Raw genomic sequence first — 19,173 nt, 5'->3', positions numbered from 1 at the left:
TCTCGCGTTGCTGTGTGAGGGCCGGGAGGGTCAATTTTTCTTGGCCATGAGTTTTTCGATGGGCAACTTGGTGATCGCAAAACCGGCCAGCAGGATGGCCGAGTACAGCATGAGGTCGCGGGAAATCGCCACGCCTTCGTACCAGGCGCCGATGATCACTGCGAACACCGGGAAGATGATGAACACGAACGAGAGGATGATCGGGCTCAGGCGCTTAAGCAGCATGAAATACACGATGAAACCACCCACCGACGCCACTAGGCCCAGGTAGAACAAGGCGCCCCACGAGCGCAGGGTGATGGCTTCGAAGGTCGGCGTTTCAAACCACAGGCCGGCGACGAACAGCATCAGACCGGCGATTCCGATGGGCAGTGTGTTGTAAGTGATCACGCTGATGGCGCTGCCTTTTTGCTTGGTAATGACGTAGCACAAGGCATGCATGATTGCAGCGCTCAGAATCGCCAGTACCCCGAAGAACTCGGCGTGGTCCAGGTGCAGGCCCTGGCTCCTGATGATCATGTAAAGGCTGCCGAAGCCGATACCGATGCCGACCACCTGTGAAAAGTAGATGCGTTCACGCAGGAACAGCGCTGAGAAAATCAGGATGAACACCGGCATGCAACTGAACAGCAGGGCAGTGAGGCCGGACGAGACATGCATCTCGCCGTAGTTGAGCAGGTAATAGGGCACGCTGAAGTAGGACAGGGTTACGAAGACGAAGAACCAACGGCTTTCCCGGGGGAACAGGATCGGCTCGCGGCGAACCATGGCGAAACACAGGAACAGCGGGAACGCGATCAGGAAGCGCAGGCCGGCGGAGGTCAGCGGTGGCACGCTCTCCACGGCGATTTTGATACCCAGCCAGGTGGTGCCCCAGCTCAGGCACACGATGAGAAACATCACGCTGGTCACCAGGCCGGCCAACCACTGTTTTTGAGTTTTTGTTTTTGCGGCGTTTTCGAGAACGGCGGACATTGGCATCGTTTATTACTTCCCTGAGCCGGAATTGAACTCTATATTGAACTTGTAATAAGTTATTTTTTTCGGCGATTGAACCCGTAAAAGCACACTATTAGGGCGAAAGATGGCTGTCAAAACAAATATTGACATGGTGTCAATTATGCGTGAGGGGTTGTCCAACGGGCAGGGCGTTAAGTACAAGCGCCTATCCGATGTCATGGAACGGGGCATCCTCGAAGGCTTGATTGAGCCGGGACGAAAACTACCGCCCCATAGGGTGCTTTCCGACAATTTGGGGGTGACCATCGGCACCATCAGCCGGGCTTACGGCGAGCTGGAACGCCTGGGGTTGGTGGTGGCGCGGGTCGGTGACGGCACGTTCGTGCGCAAGCGTGGGATGGAGCGCCAGCGGGATGAAGGCTTTCGCAACTTCAGCGAGGAGCCGCGCCAGTACTTCGACATGAGCCGCAACATGCATATTCCGGGGCAGGAGACGGTGTTCCTGGCGCAGAGCTTCCAAACCCTGTCGACCAACGCCAAGTTTCTCCAGGACATCAGTGCCTACACGCCGGACGCCGGCCTGCCGCGTTACCGGGAAGCGGGCGCGCAGTGGCTGGTGCAGCGCGATTTTCATCCCATCCCGGAGCAGGTCATTTGTGTCAACGGCGGCCAGCATGGGTTGCTCTGCGCGATGATGGCGCTGCTGCGCGCAGGCGATACGGTGGTCACCGAACAACTGACTTATCCCGGGCTGATCACTGCTGCGCGCATGCTCGGTGTGCGGCTGATCGGCCTGGAAATGGATGAAGAAGGTGTGTTGCCCGGGGCTCTGGATGAAGTCTGTCGCAATCACCGGGTTTCGGCCTTGTACTGCACGCCCACTATCCAGAACCCGACCACAGCGGTGTTATCGGTCGCACGCCGCGAGGCGCTGGTCAAAGTGTGTCGCGAACACAACCTGCTGATTCTTGAAGATGAAGCCCACGGTGTGCTGGTGGAAGACCGACCGCCACCCCTCAGCTATTTCGCGCCCGAGCGTACGATTTTGATCAGCAGTTTGAGCAAGGCCGTGTCGGCGGGGCTGCGTGTTGGCTATGTGCATGCGCCGCCGGCATTGGTCAGTCGTATTTCGGCGGCGCTACGTTCGACCTGTTGGATGGCCACGCCGGTGACCCTGGAACTGGCCACCCAGTGGATCGAGAACGGCACGGCGGAATACCTGCTGCGCCAGCAGATCAACGAGATCAGTCGGCGCAAAGCCTTGGTGCAGGGCCTGTTGGTCGGCCTGGAATACCGCACGCACCTCAATAGCCCGCACTTCTGGATTGAAGTCCCGGAGCCCTGGCGTGCGTCGGAAATTGAGGCGGAACTCAAGCAGAATAATTACCTGATCGCCACCGCCGAGGCCTTTGCCGTGGGGCAGACAGCGGTGCCGCAGTTTATTCGGGCGAGTATTTGCAATACGTCGGGCGATGATCAGTTGTTGCGGGCGGGCTTCGATGCGCTGGCCACTGCACTGGGCCAGGGGGGCGGGCGGTTCCATCTTTAGGCAGGTTCGCCGAGTTATCGTCCATCGCGAGCAAGCTCGCGATGGCGTCGGTTCAGACAACCTAATTATTTAAACCGGCGCTCGACGCCTTTCTCCACCAGAATTTTCGCCGAGATCTCTTCCACTGAGAAATGCGTGGAATTGATGTGCGCAATGTTCTCGCGACGGAACAGATTTTCCACTTCGCGCACTTCGAATTCGCACTGGGCATAGCTGGAATAGCGGCTATTGGGCTTGCGCTCGTTGCGGATGGCTGTCAGGCGATCCGGGTCGATGGTCAGGCCGAACAGCTTATGTGCATGCGAGCGCAGGGCGGCCGGCAGTGTCAGGTGCTCCATGTCGTCTTCGGTCAGCGGATAGTTGGCCGCGCGGATGCCGAATTGCATAGCCATGTATAGACAGGTGGGGGTCTTGCCGCAGCGCGACACGCCGACCAGGATTATGTCGGCCTTGTCGTAGTAGTGGGTGCGGGCCCCATCATCGTTGTCGAGGGCGAAGTTCACCGCCTCGATACGTTCCATATAGTTGGAGTTATGCCCAATGGAATGGGACTTTCCTACGGAATAGGAGGAGTGCTCACTCAACTCTTGTTCCAGCGGCGCCAGGAAGCTCGAGAAAATGTCGATCATGAAACCATTGGAGGTTGCGAGGATCTCACGAATGTCTTGATTGACGATGGTGTCGAAAATGATCGGACGAAAGCCGTCTTTTTCTGCTGCCAGATTGATTTGTTGTACCATAGCCCGCGCTTTATCTGCGTTGTCGATATAAGGCCGCGTGAATTTGGCGAAGGTAACGTTTTCAAACTGCGCGAGCAGGCTTTGACCCAGAGTTTCGGCTGTGATGCCGGTGCCGTCGGAAATAAAGAAAGCAGATCGTTTCATTTGAGCCCTGGGCCTTAAGCTGATGGCGAATCTTGGATATGATAGGCGCGATTTTGCCGTCCCACAGTGGGCCGCATTCTCACTTATTTTCCAGGTCCAGGCCACAAGCGCTGGCGAATGCTCCTACTGAGCCGCCGGCGTCCTGAGCTTTTCCAATACAGAAAGTGGAGAGATCACCTTGGTAGAGTACGTAGTTTCCCTCGATAAGCTCGGCGTCCATGATGTGGAGCACGTAGGGGGCAAGAACGCATCCCTCGGCGAGATGATCAGTAATCTTGCAGGCGCTGGTGTCTCGGTGCCAGGTGGTTTTGCCACCACCGCCCAGGCTTACCGTGATTTTCTCGAACTGAGCGGCCTCAACGCTCAGATCCACGCCGCGCTGGACGCTCTGGACGTCGATGACGTCAACGCCCTGGCCAAGACCGGCGCCCAGATCCGTGAGTGGATCATGGACGCCGAGTTTCCCGAGAAACTCAACGAAGAAATCCGTACCGCGTTTGCCACGCTGTCGGCCGGCAATCCGGACATGGCGGTCGCTGTGCGCTCCTCGGCTACCGCCGAAGACTTGCCCGACGCCTCCTTTGCAGGCCAGCAGGAGACCTTCCTCAATATCCGCGGCGTGGAAAACGTGATCCGCGCAGCCAAGGAAGTGTTCGCTTCGCTGTTCAACGATCGCGCCATTTCCTACCGTGTACACCAAGGTTTCGACCACAAACTGGTGGCCCTGTCTGCCGGCGTGCAGCGCATGGTGCGTTCGGAAACCGGCACCGCCGGCGTGATGTTCACCCTGGACACCGAATCGGGCTTTCGTGACGTCGTGTTCATCACTGGCGCCTACGGCCTGGGTGAAACCGTCGTACAAGGTGCGGTGAACCCGGACGAATTCTACGTGCACAAGCACACCCTTGAGGCTGGCCGTCCGGCCATCCTGCGCCGTAACCTGGGCAGCAAGGCCATCAAGATGATCTACGGCGACGAGGCCAAGGCCGGTCGCTCGGTGAAAACCGTTGATGTGGACAAGGCCGAGCGCGCGCGCTTCTGCCTGACCGACGCTGAAGTCAGCGAGCTGGCCAAACAGGCGATGATCATCGAGAAGCACTACAAGTGCCCGATGGACATCGAGTGGGCCAAAGACGGTGACGACGGCAAGCTGTACATCGTGCAGGCCCGCCCGGAAACCGTGAAGAGCCGCACTTCGGCTAACGTCATGGAGCGCTACCTGCTTAAAGAAACCGGCACCGTGCTGGTGGAAGGCCGCGCCATCGGTCAGCGCATCGGCGCCGGCAAGGTGCGGATCATCAAGGACGCGTCCGAGATGGACAAGGTCCAGCCAGGCGACGTACTGGTCTCCGACATGACCGACCCGGACTGGGAACCCGTGATGAAGCGCGCGAGCGCCATCGTCACCAACCGTGGCGGGCGTACCTGCCACGCGGCGATCATTGCCCGTGAACTGGGGATTCCTGCGGTAGTCGGTTGTGGCAATGCCACCCAACTGCTCAAGGATGGCCAGGGCGTGACTGTATCCTGCGCCGAAGGCGACACCGGCTTCATCTTCGAAGGCGAGCTGGGCTTCGACATCAAGCAAAACTCCATCGATGCGATGCCTGATCTGCCGTTCAAGATCATGATGAACGTCGGCAACCCGGACCGTGCCTTCGACTTCGCGCAACTGCCGAATGCCGGTGTGGGCCTGGCTCGCCTGGAATTCATCATCAACCGTATGATCGGCGTCCACCCCAAGGCCCTGTTGAACTACGACGGCCTGCCGCCGGAGATCAAGGACAGCGTCGACAAGCGCATCGCCGGCTACAACGACCCGGTGGGCTTCTATGTCGAGAAGCTGGTGGAAGGCATCAGCACCCTGGCTGCAGCGTTCTATCCGAAAAAGGTCATCGTGCGTCTGTCGGACTTCAAGTCCAACGAATACGCCAACCTGATCGGCGGCAAGCTCTACGAGCCGGAAGAAGAAAACCCGATGCTGGGCTTCCGTGGCGCCTCGCGTTACATCAGCGAAGCGTTCCGTGACTGCTTCGAACTCGAGTGCCGCGCCCTCAAGCGCGTGCGCAACGAGATGGGCCTGACCAACGTCGAGATCATGGTGCCGTTCGTGCGCACCCTGGGCGAAGCGAGCCAGGTGGTGGACCTGCTGGCCGAAAACGGCTTGTCCCGTGGTGAAAACGGCCTGCGCGTGATCATGATGTGCGAACTGCCGTCCAACGCCATCCTGGCCGAAGAGTTCCTGGAGTTCTTCGACGGTTTCTCCATCGGCTCCAACGACCTGACCCAGCTGACCCTGGGCCTGGACCGCGACTCGGGGATCATCGCGCACTTGTTCGACGAGCGTAACCCGGCGGTCAAGAAGCTGCTGGCCAACGCCATCCAGGCCTGTAACAAGGCTGGCAAGTACATCGGCATTTGCGGCCAAGGCCCTTCCGATCACCCTGACCTGGCCAAATGGCTGATGGAGCAGGGCATCGAAAGCGTCTCGCTGAACCCCGATTCGGTGCTGGAAACCTGGTTCTTCCTGGCGGAAGGCCAAGCGTCCGCCTAAGGTCGACGCGTCAAAAGTGCCGGTCAATCGTCAGGTTGACCGGCATTTCTTATCTGTACAGGGCGGAACTCCTTCCGGACGCCGCCCTTTTTTGTGCAAGAGCATTATGCAAAGCAGCAGCAACCTGTTTCCCGTCGCCTTGATCAGCGCTGAACGTCGTGGCGACCTGAGTGAAGATGTATACCGGCTCAAACCCGGCAACAGTCCCGACGGCACCGTCGAGCTGGCCGTGACGCGTTTGGGCCTGGCCGATGTCCCGGAAAGCCGGGGCATCCCCGTGATTTTGTTACATGGCAGCTTTTCCAATCGGCGCTTCTGGTACTCACCCAAGGGTATCGGCCTGGGCGCCTACCTGGCACGCCAGGGGTTTGATGTGTGGATACCGGAAATGCGCGGCCATGGCCTGTCCAAGCGCAACCAGGACTACGCCCGGAATCGGGTCGCCGACTACGCCCGCTACGATTTGCCGGCGATCGGCGCGTTTGTGCGCGAGCAAAGCGCGCAGATTCCCCACTGGATCGGGCACTCCCTTGGCGGTACCACCCTGGCTGCGGCCTTGGGTGGCCAGTACCTCGGTGCGCCGGCGGTGGCTTCAGTGGCGCTGTTCGGCAGCCAGGTCAGTCGCTCCTTCTGGCCGTTGAAAATTCCACCGGTGGAGTGGGGCGGTCGCTTGCTCCTGAAGCGGTTTGGCCAGTTGTCCGGCCCACGGCTAAAGCGCGGCCCCGAGGACGAGCCGGTGGGCGTGATGATCGAAACCATGCGCTGGCACGGCTTGTTCGGACGGTTTGGCGAGGCTGGCCGTGATTGGTGGAAAGGCCTCGCGGAAGTCAACGTGCCGCTGCTGGCCGTCAGTGCCGCCGGTGACCTGCAGGACCCGGACTGGGCTTGCCGCAAGCTGTTCGAACAAGTCGGCTCGGAGCATCGCCAATACCTTTGCCTGGGACGCCAACAAGGTTTTACTGAGGATTTTGGGCACGTGGAGATGTTGCTCAGCAAAGCGGCCCAGGCCGAAGTCTGGCCGCTGGTGGAGCAATGGCTGAAAGATCCGCTCACACCGTTGTTTGATGCTCCGGATAAGGCATTGGTCGTAGTTTGACGCAGCGCTCTGCCAAGGGCGTTTCGCTCGTCTGTGGTTGCGGCTAAGATATGACGCGTTAAACGCTTCTGGTCATATTCAGTCGCGCAGTGGCTATTGCGTAGCGGCGAAACGGATGGGATGTTTTGCCGCTGCATCGGCCGGCGCCTCTTTCGAAAGACACGTCTTTGACAGAAAGGAAATTTTTCAATGAACCACTACGTCACTCCCGATCTTTGCGACGCCTACCCGGAACTGGTGCAGGTGGCCGAGCCGATGTTCAGCAACTTCGGCGGCCGCGATTCCTTTGGCGGCGAGATCGTCACCATCAAATGCTTTGAGGATAACTCCCTGGTCAAGGAACAGGCCGACCAGCCGGGCGCCGGCAAGGTGCTGGTAGTCGACGGTGGTGGCTCCCTGCGCCGTGCGCTGCTGGGCGACATGATCGCCGAGAAAGCCGCGAAAAACGGTTGGGAAGGGCTGGTGATCTACGGTTGCATCCGGGATGTCGACGTCGTCGCCCAGACCGACCTCGGCGTGCAGGCCTTGGCCAGCCACCCGATGAAGACCGACAAGCGCGGCATTGGCGACTTGAACGTGGCAGTGACCTTTGCCGGCGTGACATTCCGCCCGGGTGAATACATCTACGCCGACAATAACGGCGTGATCGTGTCGCCCAGCCCGCTGAAAATGCCTGAATAAACCGCAATAGCCGACAGGGGTGAGGATGTTCGAGGAAGACAACGCGCAATGGGGGCTGGTGCATGCCCTGGTGCTGGATGGTAAAGGCGGTGCGCGTTCGATTGCCCGGACTGAGCTTGACGAATTGCAACTGCAGCCCCAGGAAAGCCTGTGGCTGCATTGGGATCGCAGCCACCCGCAAACCCAGACCTGGCTGCGCAAGGCCAGCGGCTTGAGTGAGTTCGCCTGTGACCTGCTGCTGGAGGAGAACACCCGCCCGCGCCTGTTGCCGTTGCCGGACGCGGAACTCCTGCTGTTCCTGCGCGGGGTCAACCTCAATCCGGGCGCAGAGCCGGAAGACATGGTTTCGGTGCGTATCTTCGCCGCGGCCAGCCGGGTGATTTCCCTGCGCTTGCGCCCGCTGCGCGCCACCGATGAACTGCTGGTGCAGTTGGCGGATGGCAAGGGGCCAAAAACCGCGTCTGAACTCATCCTTTATATGGCGCAGTACCTGACTCACAAAGTCCAGGATCTGGTGTCCGACCTGTCTGAAATCGTCGACGTAGAGGAAGAAAAACTCGATACCGACGAACGGTATACCCCGGAGCATGGCAGCATTTTGCAGATCCGTCGGCGAGCGGCCGGACTCAAGCGATTCCTGTCGCCGCAGCGGGATATATTTGCCCAACTGACGCGGATCAAATTGCCGTGGTTTTGTGATGACGATGCCGACTATTGGAACGAATTGAACAACAGCCTGACCCGCTACCTGGAAGAACTCGAATTGACCCGGGAGCGCGTGGGGCTTGTGCTGGAGGCCGAAGATCGGCGCTTGAGCGTGCGCATGAACCGTACAATGTACCGCTTTGGGATCATCACCGGGATCTTCCTGCCGATGAGTTTTCTGACCGGCTTGCTGGGCATCAATGTGGGGGGCATACCGTTCTCTGCCAGCCCTTACGGATTTGTGATTGCCTGCTTGCTGATGATCTCGGTGGCGCTCGGACAATGGTGGCTATTTCGACGATTGCGCTGGGTTTGAGCTGAATATGACCTGAACGTAGGAAGGGGTCGATGTGACCTCGGGAATTTAACCCTCGTCTTTTAAATCACTTGCGAGAGGTCTTTATGCACGATCCGTTCGAACAGTCTTTGCGTGACATGCTCAATGCGTCGCCATCCAACCGTGATGACGATGCCTGCCTGGGCCGCGTGTTGAAAACCGCCAACCGTCAGGTCGGGGCGGGGGATCTGTTCGGTCTGCTCGGTCGTTGGCTGCCGGCGTTGATGATGGCCCTGAACAACGGTTCGGCCCACGTCTCGCCGGTTTCCCGTCGTAAACCTCTTGCTCGCACTGCTGATAAGGCTGATTGAATATGGAACTTGATCTCTGGACCCAGAGCCTGGTCACCGCGATGACCGCATTGTGGACCAAGGTGGCGAATTTCATTCCCAACCTGTTTGGTGCGCTGGTCCTGGTATTGCTGGGGTTTGTCGTGGCCAAGCTGCTCGACACCCTACTGTCCAAGCTGCTCGCCAAACTCGGCCTGGACCGCTTGATGGCAGGCACCGGCCTGACCAAGCTGCTGGGCCGTGCAGGGCTGCAAGTGCCGATCTCGACCCTGATCGGCAAGATCGTTTATTGGTTCGTTTTGCTGATTTTTCTGGTTTCTGCGGCTCAATCCCTTGGCCTTGAGCGAGTTTCAGCTACGCTCGACATGCTGGCACTGTATTTGCCGAAGGTATTCGGCGGCGCGCTGGTACTTCTCGTCGGCGTTTTACTCGCACAATTGGCCAACGGGCTGGTACGCGGGGCTGCTGAAGGCGTCGGGCTGGACTACGCGGCAGGCCTGGGGCGAATCGCCCAGGGGCTGGTGATCATCATCAGTATTTCGGTCGCGATCAGCCAGTTGGAGGTCAAGACTGACCTGCTCAACCATGTGATTGTGATTGTTTTGATTACCGTTGGTCTGGCCGTTGCGCTGGCCATGGGCCTGGGAAGTCGTGAAATTGCCGGTCAGATTCTGGCGGGAATCTATGTGCGTGAGTTGTATCAGGTAGGGCAGCACGTGCGTGTGGGCGAGGTCGAAGGGCAAATCGAGGAGATCGGTACGGTCAAGACAACCGTGCTGACCGATGACGGCGACCTGGTGTCGCTGTCCAATCGGATTCTCCTGGAGCAGCAGGTCAGTAGCCGCTAACCCGGTAAACCCTGCTAATGTACGCCGCCGCGAACCCGGGTGACCGGGCTGTGGCGGACATTGACCTGACTGTCGGCACGACTTGTTTTGAATAAAGCCCAAACGCTGTCCACGCGCTATGACCCCCGTGAGCTCTCTGATGAGGAGTTGGTCGCGCGCGCGCACACGGAGCTGTTTCACGTAACACGCGCGTATGAAGAATTGATGCGCAGATATCAACGCACTCTGTTCAACGTTTGTTCAAGGTATTTAGGGAACGATAGAGATGCGGATGATGTCTGTCAGGAAGTGATGCTCAAGGTGTTGTATGGCCTGAAGAACTTTGAGGGCAAATCGAAGTTCAAGACCTGGCTGTACAGCATCACGTACAACGAGTGCATCACGCAGTATCGGAAGGAACGGCGAAAGCGTCGCTTGATGGATGCTTTGAGTCTGGACCCCCTTGAGGAGGCGTCTGAAGAAAAGGCGCCGGCACCCGAGGATAAGGGCGGACTTGATCGCTGGTTGGTGCATGTGAACCCGATTGACCGGGAAATTCTGGTGCTACGTTTTGTCGCAGAGCTGGAATTTCAGGAAATCGCTGACATCATGCATATGGGTTTGAGTGCTACAAAAATGCGTTACAAACGTGCTCTTGATAAATTACGTGAGAAATTTGCGGGCGAGACTGAAACTTAGTGCGTGGCAAATATCTCTTACGTGTAGGCAAGTTCTGTTAGACTTGTCGCCGAGTTGTCCCCCGGTTTGTGGGACTGCTTTACAATCACCAGATGGGGATTTAACGGATGAAACTGAAAAACACCTTGGGCTTGGCCATTGGTTCTCTTATTGCCGCTACTTCTTTCGGCGTTCTGGCACAAGGCCAAGGCGCAGTTGAAGGCGAGCTGTTCTACAAGAAGCAGTACAACGATAGCGTCAAGCACATCGAAGACGGCTTCAACCCAGGCGCTCGCATTGGTTATTTCCTGACCGACGACCTGTCGTTGAACTTGTCCTACGACAAGACCAACCACACCCGTTCGAACGACGGTACCGGTAACCAGAAGATCAAAGGCGATACCACCAGCCTCGTGGCCCAGTACCACTTCGGTCAAGCTGGCGTCGACTCCCTGCGTCCATACGTAGAAGGCGGTGTTGGTCATCAGAGCCGTGGCAACGTTCAGGCTGATGGCCACAGCGGTCGCGACCAGTCCACCCAGCTGATTGCTGGTACTGGCGTGAAGTACTACTTCACCAACAACCTGTACGCTCGTGCCGGTGTTGAAGCTGACTACGCACTGGACAACGGCAAGTGGGATTACTCCGCACTGGTCGGCCTGGGCGTGAACTTCGGCGGTAACGCTGGCGCAGCTGCTCCAGCTCCTACCCCAGCACCGGCTCCAGAGCCAGTTGCAGAGCCAGAAGCTCCAGTTGCTAGCGTTGTTCGTGTTGAGCTGGACGTTAAGTTCGACTTCGACAAGGCCGTTGTTAAGCCTAACAGCTACGGCGACGTGAAAAACCTGGCCGACTTCATGAAGCAGTACCCAGCTACCCACGTAGAAGTGGCTGGTCACACTGACTCCGTAGGTCCAGACGCTTACAACCAGAAGCTGTCCCAGCGTCGTGCTGACGCTGTTAAGCAAGTCCTGGTTAAAGACGGCGTAGAATCTAACCGCGTTACTTCGGTAGGTTACGGCGAATCCCGTCCAGTTGCTGACAACGCAACTGAAGCTGGTCGTGCTGTTAACCGTCGCGTAGAAGCTGCGGTTGAAGCTCAAGCTGCTCAGTAATTACTGAGTAGTAGAAAAAACCCGGCTTCGGCCGGGTTTTTTTTCGCCCTGGATTTGCCTCAGGCGCTGGCTGCCGCTGCGACGTAGGCGGCCTGCGAGATGGCGGCGACGCTGCCGATCACCAGGATCGCCGGGCTCTTCAAGGCGAACGCCAGCGCGTCGTCCTGCATCCGCGATAAATGACTACGGCACTCCCGCTGCTGCGGCAACGAGGCATTTTCGATCATTGCCACCGGCATATCCGCAGCCATCCCGCCTTCCAGCAATTGCTGACGAAGCTCTTCCAGCTTCGCTACGCCCATATAGATCACCAGCGTCGTCCCGCCTTCCGCCAGCGCGCGCCAATTGAGGCTGCTGTCGTCCTGGGTGTGGGCTGTGACCAGGGTCACGCCGCGGCTGACACCGCGCAAGGTCAGCGGAATTGCGCAGTTCGTCGCGCCCGCCAGCCCGGCTGTAATCCCGTTGACCAACTCGACTTCGACGCCGCGTTCGCGCAGCCACGTAGCCTCTTCGCCACCACGCCCGAAAATGCATGGATCACCGCCTTTGAGCCTTACCACGCACTTTCCCTGGCGGGCATAACGCAGCATCAGGCGGTGGATAAAGTCTTGCGGGGTAGAGCGGCAGCCCCCGCGTTTGCCGACCGTGATCACCCGCGCCGCGGCGCAGTGTTCCAGTACTGCCGGGTTGACCAGGTCATCGATCAGCACCACATCGGCCGTGTTCATTGCCCGTACAGCCTTGAGGGTCAGCAGCTCCGGGTCGCCGGGGCCCGCGCCCACCAGCCAGACTTTTGCGTTCATGTGGTTTTCCTCGTCTAGAGATGACGTCAGCGGTGAAAGAGTAAATAGAGGAGCGCCAGATTGATCAGCATCGAGAGCAACCCCAAGGTGCGCCAGACCTTCAAGGGTTCCCGCTCCAGCAACGGTCGGGGGCGGACACTCAGTTCGCGTCGGTCTGCCTGCTCGAGAACCAGCAGCCATTCTTCGGCGGTTTCATAGCGTTGCGCCGGTTGAGCCGCCACCGCGCGGTCGAGGCTGAGCGGTAACCAGTCCGGCAGGTCGGGACGGTAGCGGCTGGCGCTGACCGGATGGGTGAACCTGGGCCGTTGGAAAGCCTCAATTTCACCGTAGGGGTAATGCCCGGTCAGCAGGTAATACAGGCAGACGCCTACGCTGTATAAATCTTGTTGGGCCGTAGGACGCTCACCATGGAACGCCTCGGGCGCGATAAAGCTCGGCGTGCCGGGCAGCACATGAGCCCGGTCCTCCGAGAGACCCGGGCAGTAGGCCAGGCCGAAATCCAGCACGCGTAATTCACCATCGTCACCCAGCAGCAGGTTCTCCGGTTTGATGTCGCGGTGCAGGATTTGCCGGCGATGCAACAGACCCACCGCCCGTAGCAAGCGTTCGGCCACGGATTGCCATTGCGCCAGGGGCAATGGGCCCTGTTGCTCGAACAGTTCTGCCAGGGTTTGCCCCGGATATTCACGCATCACGTAGTACAAATGCTGACGCGCGCTGGCCGCGTGGACTTCAGGAAACGCACGCCCGGCCACCCGCCGCAGAAACCATTCCTCCGACAGCAAGGCCTGGCCGGCGTCGTTGTCATCGTCACGGCTGAGGGGCAGGGTTTTCAGCAGCCAGGGTTGCCGTTGGGCATCGCGTACCCGATACAGCAACGACTGTCGGCTCTGGGCCAGTACGCTTTCCACCTGCCAGCCTTCGAACTGTTGCCCGGCTTTCAACGCGGGTGGCAGCGGCCATTGCTGCAACTGCACCAACGCGTCGCCCAGGGTCGCGGCGCCGAGTTTATCGATGCGTACCAGCAGGGCGCTGGCGTTGTCCTGGCTGCCGGCCAGGTGTGCGGCAGTGACCAGGGTGTGTACCGCCAGATCGAGGTCGGTCTGCTCGCGCAGGATCGCACTGATGCTGTGATCACCCAAGGTTGCCCACACGCCATCGCTGAGCAGCAGGAAGCATTCGCCCTCGCGCAATTGGCCGTCGAGAAAATCCAGCACTAGGTGTTGATCCAGGCCGAGGGCGCGCTTGAGCACATGCTGCATGCCCGGCTGTTCCCACACATGATCTTCGCTGATGCGCTGTAACTCGCCGTCCAGCCAGCGATACACCCGGCAGTCGCCGACGTGGGCCAGGGTGAAACGTTGTCCGCGAAACACCAGGGCACTGAGGGTGGTCAGCAACGGCTGGCCGCCGCCATTGGCCTGCAGCCAGCGATTTTGCGCGAGCAATAGACGTTCGAGCGCCTGGGCCACGCCCCAGGTTTGCGGTGTGGCGTAGTAGTCCAGGGCCAGCGCCTGCAAGGTCGAGCGTGCGGCCAGGCCACCGTCGGCGCATTGGCTGACGCCATCGGCGAGGGCGCACAGGTAACCCTTGCTCGCGGCCAGCTCCGCCAGGGGCGTGACCACGCGCAGGGCGTCCTGGTTCTCGGCCCGCGGGCCGATGGCGCTGGCCTGGGCGACGCTCAGGTGCAGGCTCATCAGACGCGCGCGGCGGTCACGGCGGCCGAACCCCAGGTGGTTCTCCAGCGACGCTTGACGCCGTGCAGGCCGAACCAGGCCAGTACGCCGAGGCTGGCGAATAACCACAGGGCCAATTGATAGCTGCCGGTGCTTTGTTTGATCGCGCCCATGCCCGCCGCGAGGGCAAAGCCACCGATACCGCCGGCCATGCCGATCAGGCCGGTCATTACACCGATCTCGCGGCGGAAACGCTGGGGCACCAACTGGAACACCGCGCCATTACCGGCGCCGAGGCCGAGCATGGTGCAGACGAACAGGGCCAGGGCCGCGTAGGAACTGGGCAGGTTGAAACCCACCGCTGCGATGCAAATCGCCGCCACGCTGTACATGCCCAGCAACGTGCGAATCCCGCCGAAACGGTCGGCCAGGGCGCCGCCGAGTGGGCGCATCAGGCTACCGCCGAACACGCAGGCGGCGGTGTAGTAGCCGGCGGTCACCGGGCTCAGGCCGTATTGGTCGTTGAAGTAGCCGGGCAGGGCGCTGGCCAGGCCGATGAAGCCGCCGAAGGTCACGCTGTAGAAAAACATGAACCACCAGCTGTCACGGTCGCCCAGGGCCTTGAAGTAGTCGGCCATGGATTTGGCCTTCGGGCGTTCGGGGGCATTGCGTGCGAGCCAGGCGAAGATGATCAGCGTCAGGATCAACGGAATCAGGGCGAAACCGAACACGTTGCTCCAGCCGAACGCCGCCGCGAGTACCGGTGCCAGCAGGGCGGCGAACACCGTGCCGGAGTTGCCGGCGCCGGCGATGCCCATGGCTTTGCCCTGGTGCTCAGCGGGATACCACTGGGACGCCAATGGCAGGGCGACGGCGAAGGAGGCGCCGGCCATCCCCAGGAACAGCCCCAGCAGCAGTGCTTGCTCGTAGCTGTGGATGCCGAGTTTCCAGGCGCCGAAGAGTGCGGCGATCACAATCACCTGACCAATCAGCCCGGCGGTTTTGGGTGAGAGTTTGTCTGCCAGCATGCCCATCAGAAAGCGCAGCACCGCGCCTGCCAGGATGGGTGTCGCCACCACCAGACCGCGTTGTTGCGTGGTCAGGTGCAGGTCGGCGGCAATCTGCACCGCGAGCGGGCCCAGCAGGTACCAGACCATGAAACTCAGGTCGAAATACAGGAACGCGGCAAACAGGGTCGGGGTGTGCCCGGATTTCCAGAAGCTTGATTTCATCACGCACCTCAACGGTTGGGAGTCTTGTAAGAAGGCCTGGTGATGGAACAGCCGGCTAAGGCCGCCCCACCGGCCCCGTGTTACGGGGGCCAAAACGAAAAAACGCCGCCACCGGGTTCGCGAGGGCAAACCGGGTGTGCGACGTCTTTGTCGTGGAGGGGCAACCGCCGTTGGTTACCTGTGTTGAATACTTAGCAAGTCCTGGGCCAACTGGCCACGATGGGTTTTTAGCCAAGCAACTCGCTCATGGCGATGATCTGCTCCGCCACTTGGATCAGTTTCTGCTGGCGGCTCATGGCCTGGCGGCGCATCAAGGTGTAGGCCTCTTCCTCGTTGCAATCCTTCATTTTCATCAGCATGCCTTTGGCCAGTTCGATGCGTTTGCGCTCGGCCAGTTGTTGATCGCGGGCCTGCAACTGGGCGCGCAGGGCCTGGTCGCTTTCGAAACGGGCCATGGCCACGTCGAGGATCGGCTGCAGGCGTTGGGCCTGGATACCTTCGACAATATAGGCGCTGACGCCGGATTTGATGGCTTGGCGCATGACGTCCGGGTCGTGCTCGTCGGTAAACATCACGATTGGACGCGGTTGGTCGCGGCTGACCAGCACCACTTGCTCCATCACATCGCGGCCGGGTGACTCGGTATCGATCAGGATCACGTCCGGCCGCACCGTTTCGACGCGCGCAGGCAGATCGATGGTCAGGCCCGACTCATCAATCACCTCAAACCCGGCCTCGGTCAGTGCCGCCTTGAGGCGTCCGACCTTGCGCGGTGTGTCGTTGATCAACAGGATTCGCAACATATCGGTCCTCCTGTCAGCGCAGGGCGTGGCGGCTGGCGTGGTCGGCCAGGGCATGCAGGCGGAAGCTGCGGGCGTAGGCGGCAGGGTCGGAGCCATCCCAGATCTTGCCGTCGATCAACTGGCTGCTGCGCATGTCCTGGGCGTTTGCGGGGACGCCGACGGCATCGGCCGCTTGGCGATACAGATCCAGTTGCTGCACTTGGCGGGCAATGCCCAGGTAGTCCGGGTCTTCGCGCAACAGGCCCCAGCGGCGAAACTGGGTCATGAACCACATGCCGTCGGAGAGGTAGGGCAAGTTCACCTCGCCATCGGCGAAAAAGCGCAACGCATGGGGATCTTGCCACTGGTTGCCGAGGCCATCGTCGTAGGCCCCGAGCAGACGCGGTTCGATGCAGTCGAGCGGTGCGTCGAGGTACTCGCGGGCGCTGAGCAACTGTGCGGTGGAATGGCGGTTTTCGTGGCTCGCCTCGATAAAGCGGCTGGCCTCCAGGATCGCCATCACCAGCACGCGGGCGGTGTTGGGGTATTGGTCGACGAACGCCTGGGTGCAGCCGAGCACTTTTTCCGGATGATCGGGCCAGATCGCCTGGGTGGTCGCCAGGGTGAAACCCTGGTTCTGCTTCACCGCGCTGGCGCTCCAGGGTTCGCCGACACAAAAACCGTCAATGCGCCCGGCTAATAGATGCGCCACCATTTGTGGCGGAGGGACCACCACACTGTTCACATCCTGCAATGGATGAATGCCTTGGCTTGCCAGCCAGTAATACAGCCACATGGCGTGGGTGCCTGTGGGAAACGTCTGGGCGAAGGTCAGTTTTGTTCGGCTTTGGTGCACGTGGCGATCCAGTGCCTCAGGAGTGACCACCCCTTGCTGTTGCAGATCGTGGGACAGGTTGATGCTCTGCCCGTTCTGGTTCAGTCCCATCAGCACTGCCATGTCGGTGGCGGCCACGCCGCCGATGCCCAGGTGTACGGCGTAGATCAGTCCATACAGGCTGTGGGCGGCATCCAGTTCACCGCTGACCAGTTTGTCGCGCAGGTTGGCCCACGACGACTGGCGCTTGAGGTTCAGCGTCAAGCCATAAGGTTGCGCGAAGCCCTGGGTGGCCGCGACCACCAGCGAGGCGCAATCGCTCAAGGCCATGAAGCCCAGGTCGAGGCTGCTCTTTTCCGGGGCGTCACTGCCGTTGACCCAGGCCAGCGGGTCGTTTATCGGGCTGTTGCCGTCCGAATCGTTCATCAACACCTACCTTTTCGTTCAAAAAAAAGCGTCGTTCCCTCAGATGGCGGTGCGGGCCATTGCGGGTAACGACGCCTTTGTCCGTAAGCCCGCTCCGACGTTGGCGCGCGCTCTGATGCAGAGTGCGTAGCAAGGCACATGCCACGGGCAGATCGGCGCGGTACGCCGTCAACTTTCCATCAAGATTGAAACGCCGCAGGCTTTCAGTATGGCCGCTTCCCTATGCCAGACTGCCCAGGAAACCCCACGGTGTACGACTCTCCCACAACGATGGCCGCCCACCGGCTCCGCCGCTGGCTGTTTTGCGCGGTGTTGATGCTGGGCTGCGCGTCTGCCTGGGGCGAGACCTACCAGGCGCGGGACGAAAGCCTGCATACGTTTTTTAGCGCGTTGTCGCTGCCCCTTGGCCTGCCGGTCGTTGTCAGCCGGGCGGTGGCCCGCCAACGCGTTTCCGGAACCTACGATTTCAGCCAGGCACAGCAGGTGCTGGAGGCGGTGGCCGAGCAGCATCACCTGATCTGGTACAGCGACGGGCAGGTGCTCTACCTCTACGCCGCAGATGAAGCGAAGAGCTCGGCTGTGACGTTGCGGCATATTTCCGTCTCAAGGCTGCGTGAGCTCATGCGTCGCTCGGGGCTCGATGAGTCCCGCTACCCCCTGCGGGAGAGCGGGGGGCGGATGTTCTATGTGTCCGGGCCGGCGAACTATGTCGACCAGGTGCTGCACCTTGCCCAATTGATGGACCGCCAGCGGGCCGGGCTCCGCGTGGGCAAGCAGGGGTTTGGCGTGGTGCAGGTGCTCAATACCCATGTGGCGGACCGTGAGTACGTCATGGGTGATGAAAAGGTCAATGTGCCGGGCATGGCCTCGCTGATCGAGACGGTGCTTTCCCGCGAACAACAGGCCCCTGCGCAACGGCCGCCCGGCTTGCTGGCCGACAAGAGCCTGGCAGTGATCCCCTACCCGGATACCAACAGCCTGCTCATCAAGGGCAAGCCTGCCCAGGTGAGTTTTATCGAGCAATTGGTGGCGGAGCTGGACGTGCCCAAGCGCCCGATCGAGGTTTCGCTGTGGCTGGTGGATGTGGACCGTGACGAACTCAAGAAAATCGACCAGGCCTGGGCCGAGGAAACCCACACATCAGTCTCGGCGACCCGGGTGCTGGAGCCGTTGGAGGACAATCGCTTGATGGCGCAAATCGCCGTGCTGGAGCGGCGGCGGCGGGCGCGGGTGGTGACACTGCCCGTGATTCTCACCCAGGAGAACGTTCCTGCGGTCTTCCAGGATAACCACACACTTTACTTGCCGGCCCCTCCCGCCGGACGCACCGCCTGGAAACCCGTGCGCTATGGCACCCAGGTCAGCGTGTTGCCGCGGTTTGCCGAGGCGAACGAGATCGAGATGCTGTTGAGCCTTGAGGATGATCGCCAGATGGGCGAGGCGCGGCAGCGTCAGAAAATGACCGCAGTCGGGCGGGTGAGCGTTAGCAGCGTCGTTAGGATGCCTCAGGGTAAACGTCTGTGGTTAGGCGGTTTTCGTCGGGATGTTGATGCAGAAGGGCGTGCCACTGCGCCTGGCCAGCGTGCCGAGGTACGGCTGTTTGTGATTCAGGCCCGGGCCGTGGGCAACGAGCTCAAGACCTTGGGTGGAGCTATCGGGCCTCCGCCGCTGACTCAGCCGCAATACGAACGGGTGCAACGTGCGTTTGTGCGGTCGATTCGCGATGTCGATCAATGAGGTAGGCGT

At 60.3% G+C, this 19,173-nt stretch carries 17 protein-coding genes; 10 read left to right on the top strand and 7 right to left on the bottom strand.

The window, feature by feature from the left end; genetic code table 11:
• Positions 1-30 precede the first annotated feature (30 nt).
• A complete protein-coding gene (locus U5A08_RS22090; protein ID WP_162231523.1) occupies positions 31-924 on the bottom strand; it encodes a DMT family transporter in 894 nt (297 codons plus the stop codon).
• A gap of 160 nt (positions 925-1,084) precedes the next feature.
• On the opposite strand from U5A08_RS22090, the gene U5A08_RS22085 reads away from it, so the two are divergent.
• The gene (locus tag U5A08_RS22085; protein ID WP_253397959.1) at positions 1,085-2,509 is read left to right on the top strand and encodes an aminotransferase-like domain-containing protein; all 1,425 of its coding nucleotides are present in this window, start codon (positions 1,085-1,087) and stop codon (positions 2,507-2,509) included.
• A 65-nt stretch (positions 2,510-2,574) separates the two neighbouring features.
• Here the strand turns inward: U5A08_RS22085 and ppsR are convergent, their stop codons facing one another.
• Positions 2,575-3,393, bottom strand: a complete 819-nt coding sequence (ppsR, locus tag U5A08_RS22080) for a posphoenolpyruvate synthetase regulatory kinase/phosphorylase PpsR (RefSeq protein ID WP_253397957.1) — start codon at positions 3,391-3,393, stop codon at positions 2,575-2,577.
• Positions 3,394-3,571: 178 nt separating this feature from the next.
• On the opposite strand from ppsR, the gene ppsA reads away from it, so the two are divergent.
• The 8 genes from ppsA to U5A08_RS22040 all read left to right on the top strand — a co-directional run bounded on the left by ppsA (position 3,572) and on the right by U5A08_RS22040 (position 11,673).
• Positions 3,572-5,947: a phosphoenolpyruvate synthase gene (gene ppsA / locus U5A08_RS22075; RefSeq protein WP_253397955.1), complete on the top strand. Its 2,376-nt coding sequence runs from the start codon at positions 3,572-3,574 to the stop codon at positions 5,945-5,947.
• A 106-nt stretch (positions 5,948-6,053) separates the two neighbouring features.
• A complete protein-coding gene (locus U5A08_RS22070) occupies positions 6,054-7,043 on the top strand; it encodes an alpha/beta fold hydrolase (RefSeq protein ID WP_321848587.1) in 990 nt (329 codons plus the stop codon).
• 189 nt (positions 7,044-7,232) lie between these two features.
• On the top strand, positions 7,233-7,724 hold the full coding sequence (rraA, locus tag U5A08_RS22065) for a ribonuclease E activity regulator RraA (RefSeq protein WP_017845207.1): 492 nt from the start codon (positions 7,233-7,235) through the stop codon (positions 7,722-7,724).
• 25 nt (positions 7,725-7,749) lie between these two features.
• The gene (locus U5A08_RS22060) at positions 7,750-8,745 is read left to right on the top strand and encodes a divalent cation transporter CmaX (RefSeq protein WP_253397943.1); all 996 of its coding nucleotides are present in this window, start codon (positions 7,750-7,752) and stop codon (positions 8,743-8,745) included.
• Between the two features lie 86 nt (positions 8,746-8,831).
• The gene (locus U5A08_RS22055; RefSeq protein ID WP_005790375.1) at positions 8,832-9,077 is read left to right on the top strand and encodes a hypothetical protein; all 246 of its coding nucleotides are present in this window, start codon (positions 8,832-8,834) and stop codon (positions 9,075-9,077) included.
• A 2-nt stretch (positions 9,078-9,079) separates the two neighbouring features.
• Positions 9,080-9,904, top strand: a complete 825-nt coding sequence (locus U5A08_RS22050; protein WP_017845209.1) for a mechanosensitive ion channel family protein — start codon at positions 9,080-9,082, stop codon at positions 9,902-9,904.
• A gap of 87 nt (positions 9,905-9,991) precedes the next feature.
• Positions 9,992-10,582, top strand: a complete 591-nt coding sequence (gene sigX, locus U5A08_RS22045) for an RNA polymerase sigma factor SigX (RefSeq protein ID WP_247398988.1) — start codon at positions 9,992-9,994, stop codon at positions 10,580-10,582.
• Between the two features lie 107 nt (positions 10,583-10,689).
• Entirely contained in the window at positions 10,690-11,673 is a 984-nt protein-coding gene (locus U5A08_RS22040; protein ID WP_253397939.1) for an OmpA family protein, read from the top strand.
• Positions 11,674-11,732: 59 nt separating this feature from the next.
• Here the strand turns inward: U5A08_RS22040 and cobA are convergent, their stop codons facing one another.
• The 5 genes from cobA to U5A08_RS22015 form a co-directional block, all read right to left on the bottom strand.
• Positions 11,733-12,476, bottom strand: a complete 744-nt coding sequence (gene cobA / locus U5A08_RS22035; RefSeq protein WP_253397937.1) for a uroporphyrinogen-III C-methyltransferase — start codon at positions 12,474-12,476, stop codon at positions 11,733-11,735.
• 26 nt (positions 12,477-12,502) lie between these two features.
• Positions 12,503-14,173 (bottom strand): bifunctional protein-serine/threonine kinase/phosphatase, encoded by a 1,671-nt coding sequence (locus U5A08_RS22030; RefSeq protein WP_253397935.1) that lies wholly within the window; start codon positions 14,171-14,173, stop codon positions 12,503-12,505.
• The gene (locus U5A08_RS22025; protein WP_253397933.1) at positions 14,173-15,384 is read right to left on the bottom strand and encodes a nitrate/nitrite transporter; all 1,212 of its coding nucleotides are present in this window, start codon (positions 15,382-15,384) and stop codon (positions 14,173-14,175) included. Before U5A08_RS22025 ends, U5A08_RS22030 begins: the two co-directional genes overlap by 1 nt.
• 227 nt (positions 15,385-15,611) lie before the next feature.
• Positions 15,612-16,187 (bottom strand): ANTAR domain-containing response regulator, encoded by a 576-nt coding sequence (locus tag U5A08_RS22020; protein WP_253397930.1) that lies wholly within the window; start codon positions 16,185-16,187, stop codon positions 15,612-15,614.
• A gap of 13 nt (positions 16,188-16,200) precedes the next feature.
• Positions 16,201-17,427: a CmpA/NrtA family ABC transporter substrate-binding protein gene (locus U5A08_RS22015; RefSeq protein WP_253397928.1), complete on the bottom strand. Its 1,227-nt coding sequence runs from the start codon at positions 17,425-17,427 to the stop codon at positions 16,201-16,203.
• A 270-nt stretch (positions 17,428-17,697) separates the two neighbouring features.
• Between U5A08_RS22015 and sctC the strand changes: the two genes are divergently transcribed.
• Positions 17,698-19,164, top strand: coding sequence for a type III secretion system outer membrane ring subunit SctC (sctC, locus tag U5A08_RS22010; protein ID WP_321852268.1), 1,467 nt, complete (start codon positions 17,698-17,700; stop codon positions 19,162-19,164).
• The last annotated feature ends 9 nt before the right edge of the window (positions 19,165-19,173 follow it).

The sequence above is a fragment of the Pseudomonas paraveronii genome, assembly GCF_963681955.1.
Lineage (GTDB): Bacteria > Pseudomonadota > Gammaproteobacteria > Pseudomonadales > Pseudomonadaceae > Aquipseudomonas > Aquipseudomonas paraveronii.
Note: the sequence above shows the minus strand (reverse complement) of the source record. Positions and strands in the feature narration are given on the sequence as shown.

Coding starts and splice junctions, on each gene's coding strand:
- U5A08_RS22085 (WP_253397959.1), top strand. CDS start 1,085: ATGGCTGTCAAAACAAATATTGACATGGTGTCAATTATGCGTGAGGGG.
- ppsR (WP_253397957.1), bottom strand. CDS start 3,393: ATGAAACGATCTGCTTTCTTTATTTCCGACGGCACCGGCATCACAGCC.
- U5A08_RS22070 (WP_321848587.1), top strand. CDS start 6,054: ATGCAAAGCAGCAGCAACCTGTTTCCCGTCGCCTTGATCAGCGCTGAA.
- rraA (WP_017845207.1), top strand. CDS start 7,233: ATGAACCACTACGTCACTCCCGATCTTTGCGACGCCTACCCGGAACTG.
- U5A08_RS22060 (WP_253397943.1), top strand. CDS start 7,750: ATGTTCGAGGAAGACAACGCGCAATGGGGGCTGGTGCATGCCCTGGTG.
- U5A08_RS22055 (WP_005790375.1), top strand. CDS start 8,832: ATGCACGATCCGTTCGAACAGTCTTTGCGTGACATGCTCAATGCGTCG.
- U5A08_RS22050 (WP_017845209.1), top strand. CDS start 9,080: ATGGAACTTGATCTCTGGACCCAGAGCCTGGTCACCGCGATGACCGCA.
- U5A08_RS22040 (WP_253397939.1), top strand. CDS start 10,690: ATGAAACTGAAAAACACCTTGGGCTTGGCCATTGGTTCTCTTATTGCC.
- cobA (WP_253397937.1), bottom strand. CDS start 12,476: ATGAACGCAAAAGTCTGGCTGGTGGGCGCGGGCCCCGGCGACCCGGAG.
- U5A08_RS22030 (WP_253397935.1), bottom strand. CDS start 14,173: ATGAGCCTGCACCTGAGCGTCGCCCAGGCCAGCGCCATCGGCCCGCGG.
- U5A08_RS22025 (WP_253397933.1), bottom strand. CDS start 15,384: ATGAAATCAAGCTTCTGGAAATCCGGGCACACCCCGACCCTGTTTGCC.
- U5A08_RS22020 (WP_253397930.1), bottom strand. CDS start 16,187: ATGTTGCGAATCCTGTTGATCAACGACACACCGCGCAAGGTCGGACGC.
- U5A08_RS22015 (WP_253397928.1), bottom strand. CDS start 17,427: ATGAACGATTCGGACGGCAACAGCCCGATAAACGACCCGCTGGCCTGG.
- sctC (WP_321852268.1), top strand. CDS start 17,698: ATGGCCGCCCACCGGCTCCGCCGCTGGCTGTTTTGCGCGGTGTTGATG.